The sequence below is a fragment of the [Clostridium] aerotolerans DSM 5434 genome, assembly GCF_000687555.1.
GTDB lineage: Bacteria > Bacillota > Clostridia > Lachnospirales > Lachnospiraceae > Lacrimispora > Lacrimispora aerotolerans.
The window spans coordinates 104,974-129,106 of sequence record NZ_JHWJ01000010.1; the positions used below are offsets into that span (position 1 = coordinate 104,974).

Annotated in this window: 26 protein-coding genes; 16 read left to right on the plus strand and 10 right to left on the minus strand. The window is 44.0% G+C overall.

The window, feature by feature from the left end; all coding sequences use genetic code 11:
• Positions 1–8: 8 nt before the first annotated feature.
• The 4 genes from nuoF to T546_RS0114260 are packed head-to-tail and all read right to left on the minus strand — an operon-like array spanning position 9 to position 3,276.
• Positions 9–1,796 (minus strand): NADH-quinone oxidoreductase subunit NuoF, encoded by a 1,788-nt coding sequence (gene nuoF / locus T546_RS0114245; RefSeq protein ID WP_026892189.1) that lies wholly within the window; start codon positions 1,794–1,796, stop codon positions 9–11.
• Between the two features lie 14 nt (positions 1,797–1,810).
• Positions 1,811–2,188 (minus strand): (2Fe-2S) ferredoxin domain-containing protein, encoded by a 378-nt coding sequence (locus T546_RS0114250; protein ID WP_026892190.1) that lies wholly within the window; start codon positions 2,186–2,188, stop codon positions 1,811–1,813.
• Between the two features lie 23 nt (positions 2,189–2,211).
• On the minus strand, positions 2,212–2,766 hold the full coding sequence (locus tag T546_RS0114255; RefSeq protein WP_026892191.1) for an ATP-binding protein: 555 nt from the start codon (positions 2,764–2,766) through the stop codon (positions 2,212–2,214).
• Between the two features lie 15 nt (positions 2,767–2,781).
• Positions 2,782–3,276: an NADH-quinone oxidoreductase subunit NuoE family protein gene (locus T546_RS0114260; RefSeq protein WP_026892192.1), complete on the minus strand. Its 495-nt coding sequence runs from the start codon at positions 3,274–3,276 to the stop codon at positions 2,782–2,784.
• Between the two features lie 199 nt (positions 3,277–3,475).
• On the opposite strand from T546_RS0114260, the gene T546_RS0114265 reads away from it, so the two are divergent.
• From T546_RS0114265 to T546_RS0114275, 3 genes are all read left to right on the plus strand, one after another.
• The gene (locus T546_RS0114265) at positions 3,476–3,811 is read left to right on the plus strand and encodes a DRTGG domain-containing protein (RefSeq protein WP_026892193.1); all 336 of its coding nucleotides are present in this window, start codon (positions 3,476–3,478) and stop codon (positions 3,809–3,811) included.
• 122 nt (positions 3,812–3,933) lie between these two features.
• Positions 3,934–4,929 (plus strand): polysaccharide deacetylase family protein, encoded by a 996-nt coding sequence (locus T546_RS0114270; RefSeq protein ID WP_026892194.1) that lies wholly within the window; start codon positions 3,934–3,936, stop codon positions 4,927–4,929.
• A gap of 23 nt (positions 4,930–4,952) precedes the next feature.
• Positions 4,953–5,501 carry a GNAT family N-acetyltransferase gene (locus tag T546_RS0114275; RefSeq protein WP_026892195.1) on the plus strand — a complete coding sequence of 183 codons (549 nt, stop codon included), beginning with the start codon at positions 4,953–4,955 and terminating at the stop codon, positions 5,499–5,501.
• Positions 5,502–5,602: 101 nt separating this feature from the next.
• Here T546_RS0114275 and T546_RS0114280 read toward each other — a convergent pair whose 3' ends face one another.
• The 4 genes from T546_RS0114280 to T546_RS0114295 all read right to left on the minus strand — a co-directional run bounded on the left by T546_RS0114280 (position 5,603) and on the right by T546_RS0114295 (position 9,903).
• Positions 5,603–7,573: a helix-turn-helix domain-containing protein gene (locus T546_RS0114280; protein ID WP_026892196.1), complete on the minus strand. Its 1,971-nt coding sequence runs from the start codon at positions 7,571–7,573 to the stop codon at positions 5,603–5,605.
• A gap of 165 nt (positions 7,574–7,738) precedes the next feature.
• Positions 7,739–8,944 (minus strand): class I SAM-dependent rRNA methyltransferase, encoded by a 1,206-nt coding sequence (locus tag T546_RS0114285; RefSeq protein WP_026892197.1) that lies wholly within the window; start codon positions 8,942–8,944, stop codon positions 7,739–7,741.
• 15 nt (positions 8,945–8,959) lie between these two features.
• The gene (locus tag T546_RS0114290) at positions 8,960–9,475 is read right to left on the minus strand and encodes a hypothetical protein (RefSeq protein ID WP_242842240.1); all 516 of its coding nucleotides are present in this window, start codon (positions 9,473–9,475) and stop codon (positions 8,960–8,962) included.
• Positions 9,472–9,903, minus strand: coding sequence for a DUF4430 domain-containing protein (locus T546_RS0114295; protein WP_026892199.1), 432 nt, complete (start codon positions 9,901–9,903; stop codon positions 9,472–9,474). Before T546_RS0114295 ends, T546_RS0114290 begins: the two co-directional genes overlap by 4 nt.
• 150 nt (positions 9,904–10,053) lie before the next feature.
• On the opposite strand from T546_RS0114295, the gene T546_RS0114300 reads away from it, so the two are divergent.
• The 5 genes from T546_RS0114300 (at position 10,054) to T546_RS0114320 (ending at position 13,675) form a co-directional block, all read left to right on the plus strand.
• Entirely contained in the window at positions 10,054–10,668 is a 615-nt protein-coding gene (locus T546_RS0114300; protein WP_034599386.1) for a hypothetical protein, read from the plus strand.
• Positions 10,669–10,739: 71 nt separating this feature from the next.
• Entirely contained in the window at positions 10,740–11,348 is a 609-nt protein-coding gene (gene hisH, locus T546_RS0114305) for an imidazole glycerol phosphate synthase subunit HisH (RefSeq protein WP_026892201.1), read from the plus strand.
• Positions 11,349–11,359: 11 nt separating this feature from the next.
• Positions 11,360–12,121: an imidazole glycerol phosphate synthase subunit HisF gene (gene hisF / locus T546_RS0114310; RefSeq protein ID WP_026892202.1), complete on the plus strand. Its 762-nt coding sequence runs from the start codon at positions 11,360–11,362 to the stop codon at positions 12,119–12,121.
• Positions 12,122–12,136: 15 nt separating this feature from the next.
• Positions 12,137–12,814: a uracil-DNA glycosylase gene (gene ung / locus T546_RS0114315; protein ID WP_026892203.1), complete on the plus strand. Its 678-nt coding sequence runs from the start codon at positions 12,137–12,139 to the stop codon at positions 12,812–12,814.
• Positions 12,815–12,829: 15 nt separating this feature from the next.
• Positions 12,830–13,675, plus strand: coding sequence for an undecaprenyl-diphosphate phosphatase (locus T546_RS0114320; RefSeq protein WP_026892204.1), 846 nt, complete (start codon positions 12,830–12,832; stop codon positions 13,673–13,675).
• 161 nt (positions 13,676–13,836) lie between these two features.
• Here the strand turns inward: T546_RS0114320 and T546_RS0114325 are convergent, their stop codons facing one another.
• Positions 13,837–14,865 (minus strand): 3-deoxy-7-phosphoheptulonate synthase, encoded by a 1,029-nt coding sequence (locus T546_RS0114325; protein ID WP_026892205.1) that lies wholly within the window; start codon positions 14,863–14,865, stop codon positions 13,837–13,839.
• A gap of 171 nt (positions 14,866–15,036) precedes the next feature.
• Between T546_RS0114325 and T546_RS0114330 the strand changes: the two genes are divergently transcribed.
• The 7 genes from T546_RS0114330 (at position 15,037) to citG (ending at position 21,101) form a co-directional block, all read left to right on the plus strand.
• Positions 15,037–15,339, plus strand: coding sequence for a hypothetical protein (locus T546_RS0114330; protein ID WP_026892206.1), 303 nt, complete (start codon positions 15,037–15,039; stop codon positions 15,337–15,339).
• A 47-nt stretch (positions 15,340–15,386) separates the two neighbouring features.
• Entirely contained in the window at positions 15,387–16,760 is a 1,374-nt protein-coding gene (locus tag T546_RS23640; protein ID WP_051629859.1) for an MATE family efflux transporter, read from the plus strand.
• Entirely contained in the window at positions 16,708–17,247 is a 540-nt protein-coding gene (citX, locus tag T546_RS0114340; RefSeq protein WP_026892207.1) for a citrate lyase holo-[acyl-carrier protein] synthase, read from the plus strand. Before T546_RS23640 ends, citX begins: the two co-directional genes overlap by 53 nt.
• Before the next feature lie 174 nt (positions 17,248–17,421).
• The gene (citD, locus tag T546_RS0114345; protein WP_026892208.1) at positions 17,422–17,721 is read left to right on the plus strand and encodes a citrate lyase acyl carrier protein; all 300 of its coding nucleotides are present in this window, start codon (positions 17,422–17,424) and stop codon (positions 17,719–17,721) included.
• Positions 17,721–18,620 (plus strand): aldolase/citrate lyase family protein, encoded by a 900-nt coding sequence (locus T546_RS0114350; RefSeq protein WP_026892209.1) that lies wholly within the window; start codon positions 17,721–17,723, stop codon positions 18,618–18,620. Before citD ends, T546_RS0114350 begins: the two co-directional genes overlap by 1 nt.
• 1 nt (position 18,621) lies before the next feature.
• A complete protein-coding gene (citF, locus tag T546_RS0114355) occupies positions 18,622–20,184 on the plus strand; it encodes a citrate lyase subunit alpha (RefSeq protein WP_026892210.1) in 1,563 nt (520 codons plus the stop codon).
• A 26-nt stretch (positions 20,185–20,210) separates the two neighbouring features.
• The gene (gene citG, locus T546_RS23645; RefSeq protein WP_051629866.1) at positions 20,211–21,101 is read left to right on the plus strand and encodes a triphosphoribosyl-dephospho-CoA synthase CitG; all 891 of its coding nucleotides are present in this window, start codon (positions 20,211–20,213) and stop codon (positions 21,099–21,101) included.
• A gap of 15 nt (positions 21,102–21,116) precedes the next feature.
• Here citG and T546_RS0114365 read toward each other — a convergent pair whose 3' ends face one another.
• Positions 21,117–21,803 carry a response regulator transcription factor gene (locus tag T546_RS0114365; protein ID WP_024835053.1) on the minus strand — a complete coding sequence of 229 codons (687 nt, stop codon included), beginning with the start codon at positions 21,801–21,803 and terminating at the stop codon, positions 21,117–21,119.
• Between the two features lie 83 nt (positions 21,804–21,886).
• Here T546_RS0114365 and T546_RS0114370 point away from each other — a divergent pair, with 83 nt between their 5' ends.
• Positions 21,887–24,094, plus strand: coding sequence for an ATP-binding protein (locus tag T546_RS0114370; protein WP_242842241.1), 2,208 nt, complete (start codon positions 21,887–21,889; stop codon positions 24,092–24,094).
• Positions 24,095–24,133 lie beyond the last annotated feature (39 nt).

Here is a 24,133-nt window from a genome sequence, read left to right on the forward strand (position 1 = left end):
TCCCTCCATTATCTCTTATAAACAGCGTCAAATTTGCATTTCTCCATACATACACCGCACTTGATACATTTGTCAAAGTCGATGATGTGTGGGTTCTTAACGGAACCGGAGATTGCCTGAACTGGACAGTTTCTTGCGCAGAGCGTACAGCCCCTGCACTTTTCGGAATCAATATAATAGGAGAGGAGTGCTTTACACACACCAGCTGGACAGGTTTTGTCTATAATGTGGGCATTGTATTCATCCCGGAAGAACTTTAAGGTTGATAGAACCGGATTGGGAGCTGTCTGGCCTAAGCCGCATGCAGAGTTTGCTTTTACATAGTCGCATAACTCTTCCAGACGATCCACATCTTCAAGGGTAGCCTGGCCCTTTGTGATCTTATCAAGGATTTCCAGCATACGCTTGGTTCCGATCCGGCATGGGGTACATTTGCCGCAGGATTCTTCTACGGTAAACTCTAAAAAGAACTTGGCGATATCCACCATACAGTCGGTTTCATCCATAACAATCAGACCGCCGGAGCCCATCATGGAACCAATGGAAATTAAATTGTCGTAATCAATGGGAATGTCATAATGCTCCATTGGAATACAGCCGCCGGAAGGACCGCCAGTCTGGGCTGCCTTAAACTTCTTGCCGTTTGGAATGCCGCCTCCCACTTCTTCAATGATTTCACGGAGAGTGGTTCCCATAGGAACTTCTACAAGTCCGGTATTCTTAATCTTTCCGCCCAGTGCAAATACCTTGGTTCCCTTGGAACGCTCTGTACCCATGGAAGCGAACCATTTGGAGCCGTTTAAGATAATCTGGGGAATGTTTGCATAGGTTTCTACGTTATTTAAGATGGTGGGTTTGCCAAATAGGCCCTTCTGGGCAGGGAATGGAGGACGTGGTCTTGGCTCGCCGCGGTTTCCTTCAATGGAAACCATAAGGGCAGTTTCCTCGCCGCATACAAAGGCACCTGCTCCAAGACGAAGGTCAATATCAAAGGAAAATCCGGTTCCAAAGATATCATCCCCTAACAGTCCCATCTCTCTTGACTGGGCAATGGCAATTCTAAGACGGTCGACCGCAATTGGATACTCTGCACGAACATATATGTAACCCTGGGAAGCGCCGATAGCATAACCTGCAATGGTCATGGCTTCTAAAAGTGCATGTGGGTCTCCTTCCAGTACGGAACGGTCCATAAATGCACCGGGATCTCCTTCATCCGCGTTACAGCAGACATATTTTTGATCGGCATCGTTCTGCTTTGCAAGCTTCCATTTTAAACCGGTAGGGAATCCTGCGCCGCCTCGTCCTCTTAATCCGCTGTCTAAAAGCTCCTGAATGACTTCATCAGGAGTCATCTCTGTTAAAACTTTACCAAGCGCCTGATACCCGCCGGTACCAATGTATTCCTCAATTACTTCGGGATTGATAACACCGCAGTTTCTAAGTGCGATTCTGTGCTGTTTCTTATAGAAATCGGTATCACTTAAAGCCTTAATGCCTGATGGCGTAACGGTCTCCTCATAGAGAAGTCTCTCTACTGGCCGTCCCTTTAATAAGTGCTCACTGACAATCTCCGGAATGTCTTCTTCCTTGACCATTGCATAAAAAGCTGCGTCCGGATAAACGATCATAATAGGTCCTAATGCACAAAGACCGTGACATCCGGTCTGTACCACGGATACTTCCTCAGAAAGTCCCTGTTTTCCAAGTTCATCCTCTAATCTAGCCATAATCTGCTGGCTGCCGGAAGAGGTGCACCCTGTGCCGCCGCAAACCAATACATGTGAACGATACATCTCCTGATTCCTCCTTATTTTGCGTCAGCAAAAGCCAACGTATAGTTTTCCAGAACCTGACCATTGATAACATGCTCCTGAAAGATTTCTTCTGCTTTTTCAGGTGTCATCTTAACATAAGTGATGGTTTCTTTTCCGGGTTCCAAAATTTCTACGATTGGTTCGTACTGGCATAAGCCATTGCAGCCGGTCTGGATAACGGTGAACCGGTCTGTCATATGGTGTTCCTGAACCAGGTTTGACAGTGTCTGTAGAACAGGTCTTGCGCCGCTTGCAATGCCGCATGTGGACATACCCACCAGAATGCGCGTGCGCCCGTGATCTTCTTTTCTCATGGCGACCTGACTCTGCATTTTATCTCGGATTTCCTTTAATTCCTCAAGAGTCTTCATGTTATTCCTCCAATAAAACGGCCCTAAATGGCCGCATCTCCATCTATCTCCGATTTGTTCTCCCGTAAGTATTCCTTTATAAAGGCAGATATCTCCGGCTCATTCAGTGGGATATCCAAAAGGATCTTTCGGAAGCTTCTTGTATCCAATTCAAAGGCTGCTTCATTAAAACGGTAGGTATAGAAAAAGTTCTTATCTGGATGGCAAAGGATCAGTGTCTCTATGGTGCTGTTTATGTCACCAAGGGGCATTCGGTCAATGCTGGACAGGGAAAAGACAGCGGTTACTGTTGTTCCCTTTTCCGGTTTGGACCAAATGGAGAAACTTCCCCCAGTAATTTCAGCCGCATACTTGAAAAACGGAATGCCAAGTCCAACGTTTCTGGTAGACCTTGTGGTAAAAAACGGGTCAGTGACCCTGAACAAGGTTTCCTCTGTCATACCTTTTCCGTCATCGGTGATGACGGCGGTCAGCCGATTATTCCTCTCATCCACCCAAACAAGGATGGAGATTAGGGAAGCGTCTGCCCGAAGGGAGTTTTCTGCCGCATCCAGAATATGTAACGAGATCTCTTTCATAAGATACCTTTTGAATTATTCATACTTGGCCAGGATGTCAGGAACATCGTCAGCCGAAAGCCTTCCATAAACTTCCCCATTAACCATAAGGACAGGGGCAAGACCACAGGCACCTACGCAGCGGCAGGAATCAAGAGAAAACTTTCCATCCGGTGTGCATTCACCGTTGGTGATTCCAAGAAGATCTTCCAGCTTGTGGAAGATGTCTCCCGAGCCTTTTACATAGCAGGCGGTACCAAGACATACTGAGACCTGATATTTGCCCTTTGGCTGCAGTGCGAACTGAGAATAAAAAGTGGCTACCCCGTAGATTTTCTCAAGAGGAATGCCTGTTTCATCGGAAATCATGGTTTGTACTTCGATTGGAAGATAACCGTAAATCTCCTGTGCCTTCTGCATGATAGGCATAAGAGATCCTTTTGCATCTTTCAGCAGGAAGATTGCTTCTTTCAAAGCAGCTTCCTGCTCTTTCGTCCCCTGAAAAGGGACGCCTTGCTTTATACAAGTCATAAATAACCTCCTTAAAATGTGTTGTGCAATGTACCTGATATTTTACCATGTTATTGATAAAAAATCTATAGTTTTGAACGATATTCGACAAAAAAATAACAAAGATTACGTCTAATCTTCCTACTACCTGGGGCTGATTTGTGCTATAATTATCATAAATGCTTTTATTTTTATGAATAAAGGGAAAAAGGGGATAAAAATGACAATAAAAGAGCTGATAGACAGCGGTTACTTTCAGGTGGTGACCGAGGGAAATGGGGGGAATCAAAGGATATCCATCCCTTATTGCTGTGACCTTTTAAGTCATGCTATGGGAAAGGCGCCGGAGGGCTGCGCCTGGGTAACGGTCATTGGAAACAGGAATACACTGGCAGTGGCTTCTTTGGTAAAAGCTTCCTGTATTATACTGGCAGAAGGCATTCAGCCAGAGGATGGAATGGAGGAAAAGGCAAGGGAGCTTGGGATACCTGTATTTAAAACGGACCAGCCTGTGTTTGAAGCAGCTCTGGCTGTTTCCCTAAAATTAAATGGATAAAAAAGTGGGCCAGGATACTTAAGCTTCTTTTAAGGCTTCTTTACTTTTTTAGTAAACTTCTTCCAATTCTTCCGTCTTTCCTGTATAGTAATAATCAGTAACCGCTAAAGGAGTGATGGAATATGAAGAGATTTTTACAATGGACAAGTATTCTAATGGCTGTCGCACTTGTAACAGCCTTTGTACCAGCCGCGCCATTTTCATCTATGGCAGATGAGACTGCGCCGGCTCCAGACAGGACTGATGTAAGGAATGGCTGGATAGATGAAAACCTGGGACCTGGCGTCGCCAGATGGGTAGATAAAAACGGAAATATTTCAGACCAGCCTGGTAAGGCAGAGGAGGAGTCAGAGGCGACAAAAGAGAGCAGCTCCAGTCAGGAAACCCAGGAACAGACAACCCAGGAGCAGAAAACGGAAGAGAGCAGTCAGGAAAGCGGCACAAACGAAACAGCTTCCGAAGAAAGTGGACAAGCTGAAACGCAGCCTGCCGAGACGGGAAGACAGATTGATCCCAATAAGCCCATGGTGGCACTGACCTTTGATGACGGCCCTTACGCTCCTGTAGGAAATCAGATCATGGATTCCCTCGCACAGTATGGTGGAAAAGCTACATTCTTTGTGGTGGGCAGCAGAGCAGCAGCTTATGAAACAGAGCTTAAGCGCATGGTGGCGGAAGGACATGAGATCGGAAATCACACCTTTGACCACAAGTACTTAAACAAGTTAAATGGCGCACAGATACAAAGTGAGATCAACCGCTGCAGCGATGCAGTGTTTGCAGCTACCGGAGTAAGACCTCAGCTTGTAAGACTCCCAGGAGGAAATAAGAACCAGACCGTTCTTCAGAACGTCAAGGCTCCTATGATCATGTGGAGCATTGATACTCTGGATTGGAAGACAAGAAATACGAATAAGACCATACAGTCTGTATTAACTAAGGTAAGAGATGGAGACATTGTGCTGATGCATGAATTATATCCCCAGACAGGAGCGGCAGCCCTGGATATCATACCAAAACTTACTGCAGCAGGATATCAGCTTGTCACGGTCAGTGAGCTTGCACAGTACCGGGGCGGTGTGGTCCCCGGAGGCGTATATTCTCAATTTTACAGATGAGAAAGGACTGGGAGGACAATAAGATGGAAATAACCACAGACCGACTGGTCATTCGCAGATTCCGGCCAGAAGATTGGCAGGATATTTATGAGTATCTTTCCGATGAGGAGGTGGTCCGGTATCTGCCCTATGAAGCATATACCAGTGACCGGGCCAGAGAAGCTGCAATAAAAAGAACAGAACAGGATATCTTTTACGCAGTATGCTTAAAGGAGACTGGAAACGTAATAGGAGAACTTCTATTTAAGAAAATGGAGTTTGAAACCTGGGAATTGGGTTATGTGTTTAATCCCCGTTATATGGGAAAGGGATTGGCATTTGAGAGTGCCAAGGCATTTCTTGATCATGCATTTCGTGAACCTGGCGTAAGGAGAATCGTTGCCTTGTGCAATCCGGATAATGAGCGTTCCTGGAAGCTGATGGAGCGTTTGTCTATGAGGCGGGAAGGATTGCTGGTTAAAAACATCTATTTTAAAACCGATGAGAAGGGAGAGCCGATTTGGCTTGATACCTTAGAATATGGGCTTTTAAAAGATGAGTGGTACGGGAATCCCCAGACTGAGAAACAATAGACATAAAGCATAATAAATGATTAAATAAAAGAACGCCTTGATTGGAACTTCCATAGGAAATTTCAATCAAGGCGTTTCTTTGCGTTCTATGTAGTGCTTTCTTACTTTTCTTTCTCTGCTAACTCCAAAAGAGCATCCCCCACCAGGTCTAACTGGGCTGACCAGGAGTAAATATCATTCAGATACATATATGGCTCTGATAATATAATAATATTACCGGCTTCCACAGCGGGAAGTGACTTCCAGATAGGATTATCTTTGATCAAATCATAGTTACCGTATTCCGTCACAAGGATATAATCCCCCATATATTTAGGCAGTGCTTCAAAGGAGAGTGTTGCCCCCCAGTCATGGCCAGCATCAATTTCTTCTTGCGCGCCTTCTGTTTTAGGAAGATCCAATGAACCGAATAAAATCTGACCACCCAGATTGCTGCTCCATCGAACACCGATCTGATTTTCACCCTGGACTCTGATGACGCTGAAGGTTTTGTTATATAGACCGGCTTCTTCTAGTTTGGCTTTATATTCAGCGACTTTTTTATAATAAGCGTCCAGAATTTTTTTCCCTTCTTCCGGGTCTTTTCCCAAGGCTTCTGCTAAAAATGGTAATTCTTCATCTACCGTCATCTGGTCGGAGGGAACATAAACCGTTGGTGCAACTTTTGATAGCTGTTCATAGTTTTCTTCATATTGGGTGATGATTAAGTCCGGCTGCTCTGCCATAATGTATTCTGGTTCCCATTTTTCTAAGACTGTGATGTCCTTGATTAAATCCTTATAGGACACATCGGTAGCACCATAATTTTCAATGGCTGCCGGAATCACTCCCAGTGCCAGAATATCTCCTAATAATCCGCTGTCCGTAACGACCCGTTTGGGGGTTACGGGGATTTCCACGTCGCCTTTTATCGTTTGTAATATTTTTGTATCTGATTTTTGGGAACCATCCTCTTTTTTTGTATTCTGACTGTCTTCAGCCTGAGCTGCTGTTGAAGTCGTGGTGTCAGAAGCTGATGATGCTGTGGAACAGCCGGATAAGAGAGTCATTAAGGAAAGCGCTGCAGCCATCACTGCTGTTTTGTTTTTCAAATGTTTAAACATAATATCTCCTTGTGTATTGAGTTTGTCTTGACTAACTGGATACGCTTCATTATAGTGTGAGAACTCCGGATTTTCCATGTAAGCATATATCTTGTCCCATGTAAGATTCTTTCTTAGAGTTGCCGGAGACATTCCCGTAAGCTTTTTAAAAGAGCTGCTTAGATGAAATTCATCATAAAAACCGGTAAATTTCGCAATTTCACTAAGTGAATAATTGCTTTCTATTATATACTTGCGGGCCTTTTCCAAGCGTATTTTTAAAAGGTATGCTTGAAAGGTACTTCCGGTCTCCTTTTTAAAAAGTCTGTAAAAATGGCTGTAGCTGATGCCGAATTTTTGACAAAGATCCTGAACTGCAATGGAAGCCGCATAATTCTTCTCAATATACCGTATGGTCATATGGACAATATCTGGATTAAAGGTCAATACGCTGGCCTCTGCCAGTTCCTTGTATAGTTCATAGGTAAACTGATAGAATAAAGATTTCTCATAAAATATTTTCATGGGAGCAGGCTCGTTCCAATGTTCATAGATACTTCGTAAAATCTCTGTGAAAAAAACAGGATTTTGAGGAGTAAACCCATATTGCTGCTGAAATGGATTAATCTGCTTCAGTAATTTCTTTAATTTGTCTTTGTTAAACTGTGTTTCGCCGGTTTTGTAGAAGATCATATAATATTCCAGCCACTCACCATGAGGGATAATAGAAAGAGAGGTACCCTTGCCGCCATGAAAGAGGCTGAAATGATTGATCTGATAGGATTTGCCCCCCAACAGCACTTCTGCCTTTCCAGGGGTCGTAAAAAGAAAAGCACTGCAAGGTAAAGTAAAATCTAGTAACGTTTCTTCGGGAGAGATCAAATGATGCCTAATATCGAGAAGAGAGATAGCAGAATATTCCAGAATGAGAAATATATCATCCATTTCTTCTTTGGTAAAAATAATATCTTTACGAATCATATCTTTCATATAAAATCTCCATTCCGTGCTGTTAAGGTTTGTAGAACCAATGATAGGATGAAATCCAATACCCGGAATTCAACTTGGATGCAATCAGGTTAGTATTAACTAACCTGATTGCCTAATGCAACGCCCCCGCTTTTACTTACAGGAGCGCTGCAAAATCAATTCTATTTATTTCTCATCACAGACCTGGAAGATATAGAACTTTAAATAGTAAGAAGTATCTTCCCCAGCCCATAAAATAGGGTGATCGGCTGCCTGTGTCCGGTATTCTACCTGACGGAGACGCTTATGAACGTTAGCGGCTGCCTCCCGTATGGTCTTGGTAAAAAGCTCCGGTGTCATAAAATGAGAGCAGGAGCAGGTAGCAAGATATCCTCCGTCTTTTACCAGCTTCATGCCTCTTAAGTTGATCTCTCGATATCCTTTTACGGCATTTTTCACGGAGTTCCTTGATTTTGTAAAGGCAGGCGGGTCCAAAATGACTACGTCAAACTTTTCTCCCTTTTTTTCAAGCTCAGGAAGAAGCTCGAACACGTCAGCACACTGAAAGGTCACCACGTCGGATAAATCATTTAGCCGTGCGTTTTCCGTAGCCTGGGCCACTCCGAGCTCAGAGGCATCAACGCCAAGAACCTCAGTTGCTCCGGCGATTCCGGCGTTTAATGCAAAGGAACCGGTGTGGGTAAAGCAGTCTAATACCCGTTTTCCTTTGCAGATCCGGTGCATAGCGAGACGGTTGTATTTCTGATCCAGGAAAAATCCGGTTTTCTGGCCGTCCTGAACATCTACCATATACTTGACTCCATTTTCCACGATCTCTACCTTGGTGTCAAATGGTTCTCCGATAAAGCCCTTTACCCGCTCCATGCCTTCCTGGAGGCGGACTTTCGCATCGCTTCTTTCGTAGATTCCGCGGATTTCAATCCCATCTTCTTTTAAGATTCGTTTCAAGGTATCCAGGATCAGCGGTTTTAAACGGTCAATGCCCAGGGCAAGGGATTCCACCACCAGCACATCGGAGAACTTGTCCACCACAATACCGGGAAGAAAATCAGCCTCTCCAAAGATCACGCGGCAGCTGTCCGTATCGGAGGTGGTTTTCCGATATTCCCAGGCATTTCTCACCCGCATCTCAATAAAATCTTCGTTGATTTCAGTGTCTTTTTTCCGGGTCATGATGCGGATGGTGATTTTAGAATTGGTGTTGATAAAACCACGGCCAAGAAAGTAGCCGTCAAAATCCTCCACGGTTACCATATCCCCGTTGGTAAAATCTCCGGTAATGGTATCGATTTCGTTATCATAGATCCACATACCTCCTGCTTTTAAGGCGCGGGCCTCACCTTTTTTGATTCTGACAATTGCTGATTCCATGGATAGCACTCCTTTTTATGATTGGATACGGTTTAATGCAGTAAGAAGCCGGTATAACGGCGAAAATAAGATAAGGGACAGTACGAAATTACCGATCCCATGAACAAGGTCAAAGGGAATTCCGGCCGTCCACCAGACAAAGGCGGCTTGGGGTCCTGCAAGAATAACATAGGACAGGGAGCAGAACAGACCAAAGAGCAATCCAAATATTCCTGATAATATGGCTATGGTAAATGGCTTTGGAGGTCTTTCTTTTATAAAAAGAAAAACAGCAGCCGGAAGAATGGGCCATACATAGAGGTAGGAAAACCACCACAGCCCAAATCCATACACAAGTCCCTCCAATACAATAAACACGTACAGGATCAGCCATACGTGTTTTTTGAATACCAGAGTATATAAAATCAGCAGAAGGGATACCAGCTCCACGTTACTGATCCAGGCAAGACTTACCTGGCTGATAAATAACAAGGCAGCTAAAAGAGCATCCCGTACCAGTTCACCAGTTGTCATAGGGGGAACGGTTTTCATGGCTTTTGGGCCTCCTCGTTTGCAGGGGTATACTGAAACGTATATGCCTCCTTATCCTTAATGGGCTGCTGGCTGACCCCGTAGCTGCAGGGCTCGCCATTTAACAGGAGCGCCCAATAAGCATGGTCCTTTTGGTAATCGGCTCTCGTTCCATTGATGGTAGTTACCATAAGTCCAAATTCGTCGCTTGAGGTTCCTGAAACCTTAAGCTCAGGAATGGAACTTATTGCCTCCAGAAGAAAATGGGCTTCCGTGGTAATCTGATAATGCTCTTTGACTCCGTTTTCATAAGCGACATCAATGGAGATATTCTTTGTACCCGCCATGGGAACCGGTCTTGTCAGGGTGTATATGACTAACAGCAGTGCCAGCACTGCGATAGCAGCAAAACCTCCCAGCAAGGGAGAAAGCTTTATGTGTTTATTCATAGTTGGCTTACTTCCTTTGTTTATGTTTCATGCATGCATAAGTATAGCATAGATACTGTAAGAGCCGCAAGAACAGAATTTCTATCTTTTCTTAAGATTGCTGCTGATGTATAATAGATGGGGACTTCTTACAAAAGGTGGATAATATCAATGATAAAAGAAAAAATTGTGGAAGAAATAAAAAACTGTGAAAAATTATTAATCGGTATCGGGGAAGAGTGGAACGCCAAAGAGGCCGGAGATATAAAAGAGCTTTATGAAAAGCTGAATCACTTGATCCAGGGAAAAGATTATTTTATTGTAACAACAGTGACCGATGGAGAGATTCTTAAATCCTCCCTGGATCAGAAACGAATCGTCGCACCCTGTGGCAATGAAACCTGGAGACAGTGCTCCAAATCCTGTACCAAGGATATTTGGGAGCCCTTAGAGATTCCCGATGATATCTGCCCTCATTGCGGACAGCCCCTCACAGGGAATACCATAAAGGCAGAGAAATACATAGAGGAAGGATATCTTCCTCAGTGGAATGCGTATACCTACTGGCTTTCTGCTACCTTAAATAAGAAGCTTCTGCTTCTGGAACTGGGGGTGGGATTTCAGACACCTACCGTCATCCGGTGGCCGTTTGAAAAAACAGCTTCTATTAATAATAAGGCTCATTTATACCGGATCCACGGTTCCTTTTCCCAGCTTTCTGATACCGTAAAAGGGAAAGCCGATGCAGTTTCTGAAAATTCTTTGGAATTCTTTCGAAGTTTATAGTTATTTTTTGCGTTGTACATTACAGGGTACTGTGCTAAAATGTTGAAAAAAGGCGTAAAGAGGTGGCTGCCATGATTGCGATAATTGACTACGATGCCGGAAATTTAAAAAGTGTGGAAAAAGCCCTGATTTCTCTGGGAGAAAGCCCTGTCGTAACAAGGGATAAGGAAATCCTTCTTTCTGCGGATAAAGTAATTCTGCCAGGAGTGGGAGCGTTTGGGGAAGCTATGGATAAGCTTCACCAATATGAACTGGTGGAAGTGATACAAAAGGTGGCGGAGAATGGGACACCCCTTCTTGGCATCTGTCTGGGGCTTCAGCTCTTTTTTGAAAGCAGCCAGGAATCAGAAGGAGTAAAGGGTCTTGGCCTTCTGCCCGGCAGAATCCTTCGTTTTCCAAATACCCTTGGTCTAAAGGTGCCCCATATGGGCTGGAACAGTCTTAAGATCAAGCCGGAAGGAAGACTTTTTAAAGGTATCGATTCCGGTGCATATGTTTATTTTGTCCATTCATATTATTTAGAAGCTAAGCGGCAATCCGATGTGGCAGCAACGGCAGAGTATGGTCTGACCTTTGGTGCTTCCGTGGAGAGAGATAACTTATTTGCCTGCCAGTTCCATCCGGAAAAGAGCAGTGATACAGGTCTTCATATCTTGAAAAATTTCATAGAACTTACTTAAGGAGGTGCCGGATGCTAACGAAGAGAATCATACCATGCCTGGATGTACATAACGCAAGAGTGGTAAAGGGAGTAAATTTCGTGGATTTAAAGGATGCAGGCGATCCCGTTGAGATTGCAGCAGCCTACGATAAGGCAGGAGCGGATGAGCTGGTATTTTTAGATATCACCGCCTCCTCAGATAACCGAAATACAGTAGTGGATATGGTGCGCCGGGTGGCGGAGAAGGTGTTCATTCCATTTACCGTAGGCGGCGGTATTCGTACGGTAGACGACTTTAAGATGCTTTTAAGAGAAGGTGCCGATAAGATATCCATCAATTCATCTGCAATCAATACCCCAAGGCTCATTTCTGACGCCGCAGATAAGTTTGGGCGCCAATGTGTGGTGGTTGCCATTGATGCCAGAAGGCGGAAAGACGGAAGCGGCTGGAGCGTTTATAAAAACGGCGGAAGAGTTGACACCGGACTTGATGCAGTTGAATGGGCAAGAGAGGCAGACCGTCTTGGCGCAGGAGAGATCCTTTTGACCAGTATGGACTGCGATGGTACAAAAGCGGGTTATGACAACGAGTTAAACAGCATCATAGCAGAGAATGTTTCTGTTCCTGTGATCGCCTCTGGGGGAGCCGGAACCATGGAGCATTTCCGTGATGCCTTAACCGAAGGGAAGGCAGATGCCGCACTGGCAGCTTCCCTGTTTCACTACAAAGAAATGGAAATTATGGAATTAAAACGGTATTTAAAAGATTTAGAGATACCAGTTAGGATTTAATGCAAAGGAGAAAACATGGGAGCAATTGACAATGACTGGCTGTCCCCCTTAAGTGAGGAGTTTAAAAAGCCGTATTACAGGGAACTTTATCAGAAGGTGAAAGAAGAATATGGGAAAGGGCTTGTTTTCCCGGAGCCTGATGATATCTTCAATGCGTTTCAGTTCACGCCTCTTTCCAAGGTAAAGGCAGTGATCTTAGGTCAGGATCCTTACCACAATCATGGTCAGGCCCACGGCCTTTGCTTTTCCGTAAAGCCTGAAGTGGATATTCCACCGTCTCTGGTAAATATCTATCAGGAGCTTAAGGAAGACTTAGGGTGTGAGATTCCCAGTCATGGATATTTGAAGAAATGGTCGGATCAGGGGGTCATGCTTTTGAATACGGTCCTTACCGTTCGTGCCCATGCGGCCAACTCCCATCAGGGAATCGGTTGGGAGAAGTTCACCGATGCAGCCATCCGTATTTTAAATGAACAGGACCATCCCATCGTATTTCTTCTTTGGGGCCGTCCTGCCCAGAATAAAAAAGCAATGCTTAATAATCCCAAACACTTAATACTGGAAGCGCCTCATCCCAGTCCGCTTTCCGCATACCGGGGATTTTTCGGCTGTAAGCATTTTAGCAAGGCCAATGCCTTTTTAGAGGCCAATGGAGTGGAGCCGATTGACTGGCAGATAGAAAATATAAAATAGAGCAGAGGAAATGCAATGAATATTTTAGAAATTTTAAAAGTTCTGGTACTGGGAATTGTAGAAGGATTTACAGAGTGGCTTCCAATCAGCAGTACCGGTCACATGATCCTGGTGGATGAAATCATTCATCTAAACCAGCCGGCAGCCTTTAAAAACATGTTTTTGGTGGTCATTCAGCTGGGAGCGATTCTTGCAGTGGTCGTGCTTTACTTTGATAAGCTGAATCCCTTTTCCTTAAGGAAGAAACCAGCCCAAAGAACAGCCACCCTGGTTTTGTGGAGCAAGATCGTGCTTGCCTGTATACCGGCTGCGGTAATTGGTTTGCTGGTAGATGATATTCTTGATGAGTACCTGATGAATGGATATGTGGTTGCTGCCACCCTGATTATTTACGGTGTTCTGTTTCTGGTCATTGAAAACAGGAACCAGTATAAAACCTTTGACGTGCAGAAGGTAGGAGATATCTCCTTCCAGACAGCTCTTTATATCGGACTGTTCCAGCTTCTGGCTCTTATCCCGGGAACGTCACGTTCCGGTTCCACCATCCTTGGCGCCATGATACTTGGGTGTTCCAGAGCGGCATCTGCAGAATTTTCCTTTTTCCTTGGAATCCCGGTTATGTTTGGTGCAAGCCTTTTAAAAATAGTTAAATATCTGGTCAATGGTTCCGTATTCAGCGGCGCCCAGGTATTCTACCTCATCATGGGTATGGTAGTTGCCTTTGTTGTTTCTGTGTACGCCATTAAGTTCTTAATGGGTTACATCAGACAGCATGATTTTAAATTCTTTGGATATTACAGAATAGTACTGGGCGTTGTGGTGATTTTGTATTTCACTGTATCAGCAGTTCTTGGCCTGTAAGCGTCTGCTGCAATATGAATCTATGATTGCAATGATATAAATAACATATGGAAACATGAAAAAACGTCTTGATACGGAGAGTTAGAATCCGGATCAAGACGCTTTTTTATATTATATTTCCTTAAGACTATATTGCAGCAGTCCCTTATCCAATGTGCTTCTTAGATCAGATCAGCAATTTCATAAAGCAGACGTTCGGAATCATCCCAGCCAAGACAAGGGTCTGTAATGGATTTTCCGTAGCAGCCATCTCCGACCTTCTGAGCGCCGGGCTCGATATAGCTTTCGATCATCAGGCCCTTTACCAGGGTGTGAATCTCTTTGGAATGTCTGCGGCTGTGAAGAACTTCCTTGGAGATACGGATCTGCTCCTTGTACTTCTTATTGGAGTTTGAATGGTTGGCATCTACGATACAGGCTGGATTTGCCAGATTGCGCCTTCCATACATCTCATGAAGAAGGAAGAGATCCTCAAAATGATAGTTAGGAATGCACTGTCCATGCTTATTGACAGCACCCCTTAAAATCGTGTGGGCCAGCGGATTTCCGCTGCTTTTTACCTCGAAGCCGCGATAGGTGAAATCATGTGGCTGCTGGGCGGCCACCACAGAGTTTAACATAACGGACATATCTCCACTGGTTGGATTCTTCATGCCGACTGCCACGTCACATCCGCTGGAAGTGAGGCGGTGCTGCTGGTTCTCCACAGAACGGGCACCAATGGCAATGTAGGACATAACATCGTCAAGATATGTTAAGTTCTCCGGATAGAGCATCTCGTCAGCAGTGGATAAGCCAGTTTCTGTTAATACCTTCATGTGCATTTTACGAATGGCAATGAGGCCTTCGTGCATGTCCGGCTTTTTTTCCGGGTCTGGCTGGTGAAGCATGCCCTTGTAGCCCTCTCCAGTGGTTCTTGGTTTGTTGGTATAGATTCTTGGAATCAGGATCAGACGGTCCTTTGTCTTTTCCTGTACCTTTGTGAGCCGATTCACATAATCTGATACAGAGTCCTCATTATCAGCAGAACAGGGTCCAATGATAACAAGGAATTTGTCGCTTTTCCCAGTAAATACGTCGCTGATGGCCTGGTCCCGCTCTTGCTTAAGGGCTTTAAATTCGGCCGGAAGTGGAAAGCGATCCTTGATTTCTTCCGGGCTTGGCAGGTTGTTAATATATTGAAATCCCATAATGTCCTCCTGTATATGCGTATATTCTGTATTTTGCAGTATTATATAACAGATGAAAAGAAAAATCCAGTAAAGGTTTAAAATTTATCAATGTCTTAAGTCAGGAGTGTTTCTTTTTTGCAAAGAATGGTGTATGATGTTACATAATAAAACAGGAAAGGTGTTGAAAGAATGGTAAGATACTGGAGTTGGGAAGGCAGCTATGTAGGCGTCCGGCAGAAAGATTATCTGGTGGCATGCGACGGAACCATCCTGGGCAGATTTTATGGAACGGAGATTTATAATCAGAATGGGGTATACATAGGAGAACTGGGAAGAAGCCAGAGGCTTATTAAGAATTTAAATAAGGCAAACAACCGCCGGCCGGCCTTTAGCTTTTATGTAAAGGGAACCATAACGGCTCCACTTAAAAACAGTGCCCCTTATCCTTTGACTCAGGGTTTTGCAGATTTTTCCAGATCTCAGTCTTTGTAAACACATACTCTTGGATTTCGTGGCAGTACACATAAAGGAGAAAAGTCATGAAAGACTTAACAAAAGGAAATCCAACTAAAATCATGCTGACATTTGCGGTGCCGGTGGCTCTTGGCAATGTCTTTCAGCTTTTTTACAGCTTGGCCGATACAAGAATCGTAGGAAGTATTTTAGGAGAAGGTGCTCTGGCAGCCGTCGGGGCGACTACCTCCATCAGTACTTTATTTATAGGCTTTTTATCCGGGCTCACCGGAGGCTTTGCACTGCTCACTGCAAAAAGCTTTGGAGCCGGGGAAAAAGAGGGAGTCAGGCGGTATTCTGCAGGAGGTCTTCTCCTGGGAACCCTGACCTCCCTTTTTCTTACTCTCATATGCGTGGGCGGATTAAATATCTTCTTAAAGCTGTTAAATGTACCCCAGGAACTTTTATCCGATGCCAAGGCATATATCAGGATCATTCTCCTTGGAATGGTCATGACCATGCTTTATAACGCATGCGCCAATATCCTTAGGTCCGTGGGAGATACGGCGGCTCCCCTTATGTTTTTAATGGGCTCCAGCCTGTTAAACATAGCTCTCGCCATCTTATTTGTGTATCATTTTGAGATGGGAGTAGGTGGTGCAGCCATTGCCACCGTTATTTCCCAGTCGGTCGCCGCCTTGTTATGCCTGTTCTATATGGTAAAGCGGTATCCTGTGTTCCGGTTTCGTTTGAAGGATTTTAAAATCACCTTATCAGAGGCCAGGGAGCTATATGCTTCCGGCCTTTCCATGGCTCTTATGATGTCATTGGTGTTTTTCGGGACTCTGTCTCTTCAAAGGGTCATTAATACCTTTGGCATGGAAATCATTGTGGCTCATACAGCAGCCAGGAAAATCACTGAATTTTTTATGCTTCCTTTTTCCGTAATGGGGGTCACCATGGCAACCTTCTGCGGTCAGAATATGGGAGCAGGCAGAGCCGACAGAATTCGTTTGGGGCTTAAAACGGCTCTGACACTGACCTTTATCTGGTCCGTGGGCATGATACTCTTAAGCTATCTGGCAGCGCCCCGTCTGATTCAGATGGTAACCGGTACCTATAATAAGGAAGTGGTAAAAACAGCTTCCCTTTATTTGAGGATCAATTCCCTGTTTTATATGGTGGCTGCCTCCATATCTATTTTCAGAAACACCCTCCAGGGAGCCGGAGATCATAAGACGCCGGTGGTGTCAAGCTTTATCGAGCTTGTGGGAAAGGTGGCTATTGCCATGTTCCTGGCTCCGGTATTAAACTATATGGGTATTATTGTGGCAGAACCAATTGTGTGGATTTTAATGGTAATACCTTTGGCAGCAAAAATCAGAAAGATAGGAAAGGAGATTTATGATGGAAAACCAACAAGAGCTTGTAACCTTGGAAGAGATGCTCTCCTTCCGTGAAGACAAAGTAAAGATGCAGGATGAGATGAGGGAAGCTCATAAAGAAGCTGTTATCGTGGCCCTGGGAATGAACATACCTGGACCGAAGAAAAATTCCCCTGGTATCTTAGAAGCTTTTTTTGCAGGCGGACAAGCCATTAAGAATGCCTTAGACGCTCGTGAGCTTGTGCTGGAAGGAGAACGGGAAGTGATAAAAAAAGAGGGTTGTTTAAAAATTTTTGCCGTAAAAAGCGATGACCCTGTTTTCATCAAACAAATGACAATTGATATAGAAGAAACCCATCCTCTGGGAAGACTTTTTGATATGGATGTTTATGATAACAAAGGAAATGGCATCAGCAGAGAGCAGCTTGGTGCGCCGGCCAGAAGATGTCTTTTATGCGGTCAGGATGCAAAGAGCTGCGGACGCAGCCGGAGCCATACAATAGACGAATTATATGCACGTGTCGAGGACATAATAAGCTCATGGCTGAAAAAGGCACGTTAAATCCGGATTCAGGATATATCTGGAAGAGGGTGCTGTGATATCAATGTTTTCAGATAAATACATTGATTTTACAGCGCTTTCTGCCTTAATAAATTTTAAGATTCCTTTTCCCCCTATTTAAGATTCCATAATTATAATAAAATCATACGAAAAAAAAGGGAGGCTTTAAGCAAAATGGAGATAACAAAACCAGCTTTGGCAGGAACATTAGAATCCAGCGACTGTCAGGTAACCGTAGAGCCGGGCAATGGTAAAATCGATTTTGCGCTTGAAAGCGCAGTTATTAACCAGTACGGGAACCAGATCCGTAAAGTGGTTATGGAGACTCTTAACAATATGGGAATTAACAATATAAAAATTGCCATTATTGACAAAGGAGCCCTGGATTGTACCATTAAGGCACGAGTGGAGGGCGCGGTAAGCCGTGCTACAGACCATTTTGAGAATAATCTTTGGGGAGGCGCAGGAAAGTAATGAATCCGAATAAAAAACGGCTTAGAAGAAGCATGATGTTTTTAAATGCCCAGAAACCAGGTCTTGTAAAGGATCCGTATATTTATAAACCGGACTCCATCATGCTTGATTTAGAGGATGCAGTTGCAGAGAATCAGAAAGATGTAGCAAGATTCTCCTTATACCATGCGTTAAAGGAAATTGACTACAGAGGCTGCGAGCGTGTCGTTCGAATCAATGGCCTTGATACCCCCTATTGGAAAGAAGATATCCGCTGTGCAGTTGCAGGCGGCTGTGACGCAATTCGTATTCCTAAGACAGAGACACCAGAAGAAGTTCGTATCGTTGAGGCAGAGATTCTTCAGGCAGAGAAAGACTTTAACATTCCGGAAGGAAGAACTCTTATCATTGCAGCTATCGAATCTGCCAGAGGTGTTATGAAGGCTCTTGATGTCTGCGAAGCAACTGACAGACTTTTCGGTATTGCTTTGTCCGGCGGAGATTATACCAAAGACTTACAGACACGTATTACAGGAACCGGCGTAGAGTTAATGGGTGCAAGACAGAGCATGATCATTGCAGCCAGAGCAGCAAAGGTTCAGTGTTTTGATACCGTATTCACCAACCTTGATGATATGGAAGCATTCCGTAAAGAAGTTGAGACCATTCATTTGATGGGCTTTGATGGCAAATCCATCGTTAACCCACGTCAGATTCCGGTAGTACATGAGATTTTCACCCCAACCCAGAAGGACATCATTTTTGCAGAAAAAGTTGTAAAAGAGATCGACGAGAAAAAGGAATTGGGCATTGGAGTATTTACCGTTGATGGAAAGATGATTGACATTGCGTTCTATGACGGAGCTAAGAGAACCATAGATCTGGCCAAGGCCTCCGGTGTGTATAAAGGAGATTTATAAGATGATTAATGCAGTAGGCAGAGATATTCCAGAAGAAATCTTAGAAATAACAGGCAAACAACCCTTTATGGGAAACCATCATTTTGATGGATATGAATATAAAAAAGACGGCGCTGTTACAAAATGTGTCATTAATAGTGAAGGAAGCAAGCTGGTAAACAGCATTCGTGAAGTGCTTGAAAAGTGCAACATCAAAGATGGTATGACCTTTGGTTTCCATCACCACTTCAGAGAAGGTGACTATATCGTAAACATGGTTATGGAACAGGTTCATAACATGGGAATTAAGAATATCACCATCTGTGCAAGCTCTCTTGGAAAGGCTCACGATCCTTTATTACCTTTAATCGAAGACGGTACCATTACCAGCATTCAGTCTTCCGGTGTTAGAGGAAAGATTGGTCAGGCTATTTCTGAAGGCAAATTACAGGGGCTTGCAATCATGCGTTCTCACGGCGGCAGAGTTCGTGCTATCGAAACTGGCGAAGTAAGAATTGACGTTGCATTTATCGGAGCTCCTACCTGTGATGATTACGGCAACTGCCGTGGTATTGGCGGAAAGTCTGATTGTGGTGTTCTTTCCTATTCCATGGTTGATGCAGACCATGCAGATAAGGTAGTCGCTATTACGGACTGTCTCGTTCCGTTCCCTAACTTCCCGGCTCATATCTCTATGACAAAGGTGGATTATGTAGTAGTTGTAGATGAAATCGGTAATCGGGATAAGATCGCAACAGGAGCAGCGAAGCCAACCAGCGACATGCGTAAGCTTATGATGGCTGATTACTGTACTGAATTTGTAGTGAATACACCTTACTTTAAAGATGGATTCTCTTATCAGACTGGTGTCGGCGGTGCCTCTATCGCATCTACCGTATCCCTTGCTAAGATCATGAAGGAAAGAAATATCCGCATGCGTTTCGGCGTGGGTGGTCTTACAAAACCTATGTGTGATCTTTTGGAAAATGATCAGGTTGATGCACTTTTAGATACTCAGGACTTCGATTTAAGTGCGGTTGAGTCCGTAATTAATACGAGACACTACCGTATCAGTGCGGGCGAGTACGCAGATCCTTTCAACAAGGGCGCTGTTGTTAACAAGCTGGATTTCGTTATCCTTGCAGCCTTAGAAGTAGATGTTAACTTTAACTGTAACGTAGTTGTAGGTTCTGACGGTGTTGTTACCGGCGCTCAGGGCGGACATCCGGATACAGCAGCAGGAGCAAAATGTACCATCGTTATTTCTCCTCTGATCCAGGGAAGAATTCCTGCAATCTGTACCGACGTAACAACTGTTACAACACCGGGTGAGTCCATTGACGTAGTTGTTACTGATTATGGAATTGCAATCAACCCGAAAAGACAGGATTTAATCGAATGCATGAAAGATGTTAATCTTCCATTCAAGACCATTGAAGAGCTGAGAGACATTGCTTACTCCATCGTTGGAGAGCCAGAGCGCGTTCAGTTTGATGATAAAGTGGTTGGAATCATCGAAGGCCGCGACGGTACTGTTATGGACGTTGTGCGTAAGATCAAAACGTTCGAATTTTCAGAGGAATAAATATGAAGCTTTTCTCCGAGACAAATATGGATAAAAAAGATATAAATGCCGAAAAAATCGGAGATGTGGCTTACCGGGCTCTGCTGGAGGAGGTCTATACCTCCCCCAAGCCTGGCCTGGTGGATTTATATTCCAATGGCGCTCATAAGGATATGGATGTATCCACCTTTGAGCGGAGTGCGGACGCTCTCAGACCGTTTTTTGCAGCCATGGCACAGGAAGGCATAAAGCATAAGGAGAGCCCTGATTTGATATTTTCAAATATCAGAGGGATTGGCCTTGATGCAGAAAAGGCCATGTACCGTGCAACTGCTGGAGTGAATACTCACAAGGGACTGATTTTTAATATGGGAATACTCAGTGCGGCTGTGGGGGCTTGCATTGAGAGGGATAATACCGTAACTATGGACTCTCTGATGGAAATGGAGCAGGCTATGGTACGGGATACCTTATTAAAAGAAGTTCATGGGATGCGTGACTTCACCAGCAATGGAGAGAAAAATCTGCAAAAATACGGCACCATGGGTGCCAGAGGAGAAGCCATAAGCGGCTACCAGTCCATACGGTCCATTTCCCTTCCTGTGATGGCAGAGGGAATTTCGGAAGGCAGAGATTTTAATCTTGTTAAGCTTCAGACCTTATTTGCTCTGATGAGCCAGGTAGATGATTCTAATATCATCGCCAGGCATAACCCGGAGGTATTACATGAGGTTAAAGAATTGGCAAAGGAATTTCTTGCTTCTGGAGGGGCGTATCAGGAAGAGGCAGTTTCTATCCTGAAACGTATGGATAAGGATTTTATAGATAGAAATATCAGTGCAGGAGGCTGTGCGGATCTTCTGGCTGTCACCATATTTCTGGCAGATCTGTTGTGGGACGGATCAAAGGAATTCTCGGAAGTTACGAGTTTGACATAAAAAAAGGCCAGAGGCCTATGGGATAAACCGGTATCCTAGACCTCTGACTGTTACGATATGGGCCGGCTTTTGCCGGTCTTTTTCGATTTTACTGCGCAGACGGTTGATATATACCATAATGGCGTTATCGTCTATGGCAATGCTGTTTCCCCATACGTGCTCGTAAATCATATCCTTGGTAAAAACCTGATTGGGACGTTTGATAAATAAAAGCATCAAACTGCTTTCCTTGGAGGAAAGTACAATTTCTTCCCCGTTTTTATAGAACCGCATGGTGGAAGTGTTATAAGAGAAGGGGCCGCATTCAATCAGCTCTGAGCTGTCTAAAATCTGGTTTTTATTTCGGCGTATCAATGCCTTAACCTTAGCACCAAGAACCAATGGACGGAATGGCTTTGTAATATAATCGTCAGCACCCAGTGAAAGTCCATAGAGGGAGTCGTAATCTTCGTTTCTCCCGCTAACGATCATAACAGGGGTCTGGTCGCCCTGGCTGCGAATTCTCTTAATGACCTCAAAGCCTTCCATGTCCCCCAGCATAACATCCATAAGAATGATATCGTAGGAATGGTTTTTTAATAAATTTAAAGCAGCGAGGCCGCTGTCTGCAACAGTGGTTTCTAGATCATTGCTGTGCATGACTTTTTCCAGCAGCTTATAAACTGCCGGATCATCATCCACTATTAATACTTTATCAGACATAGATTCCCCCAAAATTAAAATTTTTGTAGAAATATATCGAAATTACTCTAAAAATATTATAGTATTAACCTGGAGACAAGTCAATGACGAAAAGACAAACGAAGGGAATATTGATGAACATTTTAATGGAAATTAAAAAAAGAAGAGCATTTATCATGTCTTTGGCCATGATTATTGTGCTCGGTATCTTTTCCTGCCTGGTGTTCAGCATATGGAAAGAATACAAAGAGGCAATAATTGACAATCAGAAAAAGCAGATGCTTTTAACTACCCAGAGTATGGGGGATAATTTAAGAGCATTTATTGAAGGATATCAGGCTGATGTCAATTCGCTTTGTGCCATGGAGGAAGAAAAATACAAAAAAACAGGGGAAAAGACCTGGTCCGTTCTGGAGGAGTATGTCAATTATCATACCCGTTATGTCTACGATGCTATTTTAGAAGATAAGGACGGCAATCTCTTAAAAAGTATTCACGGCTTCGGTATCGTGGATACGTATTCAGTCACAGAGATTGATGAGGACACCAGCTTTCGGCAGTGCAGGCTGGAAAACGGCGAGATCTATCTGGTGGTGAAAAAGGAAATTGAGGATGGCAAATCCGTATCTATTTTAATTAACACCAAAAGCTACAACGATACCCTGGTATCTAATATACGCCTTGGCACCAATGGATATGTGCTCATTAAGGATTCCGAGGGTACAATACTGACACACCCTCAAAGAAGCCAATGGGGGATTAATGTAATAACCGGCAGACAGGTCATGTTCCCCGATGCAGATTTAACCAGTCTGCAACAGATGATAGACAGGCAGAATCGGGGAGAGACTGGAGTCGCGGAATATTATTCTTACTGGTGGGCAGACCCTGGGGTTCCGGAGGTCAAAAAAATCAGTGCATTCTGTCCCGTGTATATTGGGAAGGGATTCCTGGTCATGAGTGCGGTCATTGATTATAATGATATTTATATCCCTGTGGCCGCAGGATTTTTCAAGCTGGGACTTGTTTCTGTTGGCATTGTGGCCGTGGTTCTTGGAATGGTATTTTACATCGGAGCTTTATGGCTTCAAAAGAGAAAGGACCGGGAAGAAATTACCTATCTGCTGGATCTTAATAACATATTGGAAGAGATGCATCAAAGTGAGGAGACCATTGCGCACCAGCAAAGACTGCAGATCATGGGAACCATGACCGGAGGAATCGCGCATGAATTTAACAATCTCCTGACACCGATTATGGGATATGCAGAGCTTCTGATGCTGGAGCTTGACGAAACCTCTGATGGCTATGAGAATGCCATGGAAATATATGAGGCATCATCAAAGGCGAAGGAAATTATACAACAGATATCTTCTCTCAGCAGAAAAAACATGGAGACGGCATATAAAACGGTAAATGCAGGCAAGGTTCTTAAAAGGGCCGCCAAGATGGTGACCTCTGTCTGTCCGCCCAATGTAAAGGTAGAAGAGGATATCAAGCTTGACGAGGAGTGCTTCCTTGGCAATGAAACACAGATCAATCAGGTGATTTTAAATATCTGTGTGAACGCCATCCATGCCATCGGCCACAAGGAAGGTAAGATTTTTATTAAATCTCAAATTGTTATGCCTTATGAATTAGAGCAGTATAAACAGTCCTCTGTATCCGGGGAATGGGATTCCTATATCCGCATCAGTATTTTTGACAATGGGGAAGGAATGAGTGAGGAGATATTAAAGCAGATCTTTGATCCTTTCTTTACCACCAAGAAAAATGGAGTAGGAACAGGACTGGGATTATCCTTAGTAGAACAGATCATTCATTCCCATAAGGGCCATATCTTTGCAGAGAGCAGTGTTGGCGTAGGAAGTATATTCCATATCTTTTTACCGGTCAATGAACAAAAGGAACACGAAGGGAATCCGACGGTAGAAGGAGACCGGGACGGAGATTTAAGGCTGCTTATTATTGATGACAATCCAAAAGTACTGAAACTTCTGGAGAAAAACTTCAGCAAGCTTAAAGTGACCATCTTCTCATGTATGAATTTTGAAGAAGCCAGGAAAACTTTAAAGGAGCAGGAGGTGGACGCTGTCATCAGTGAACAGTATGTGGAAGGAAAGAGCGGTGCTAATTTCTGCATGTCCTTAAAAGGAACCTACCCAGGACTGATTCGTATTATCATGGCGGACCGGGTGACCAAGGAAATTGTGGAAGCCAAGCGGCGAAAAATCATCGATGATTATATCGATAAACCAGTTTCTGACTCCGCAATATTAAAAGCAGTTAAGAACTGTATAGAAAAAATGTAGAATGATTTGAAAAAAAAGGGAAAGCAAGATGCAATTATA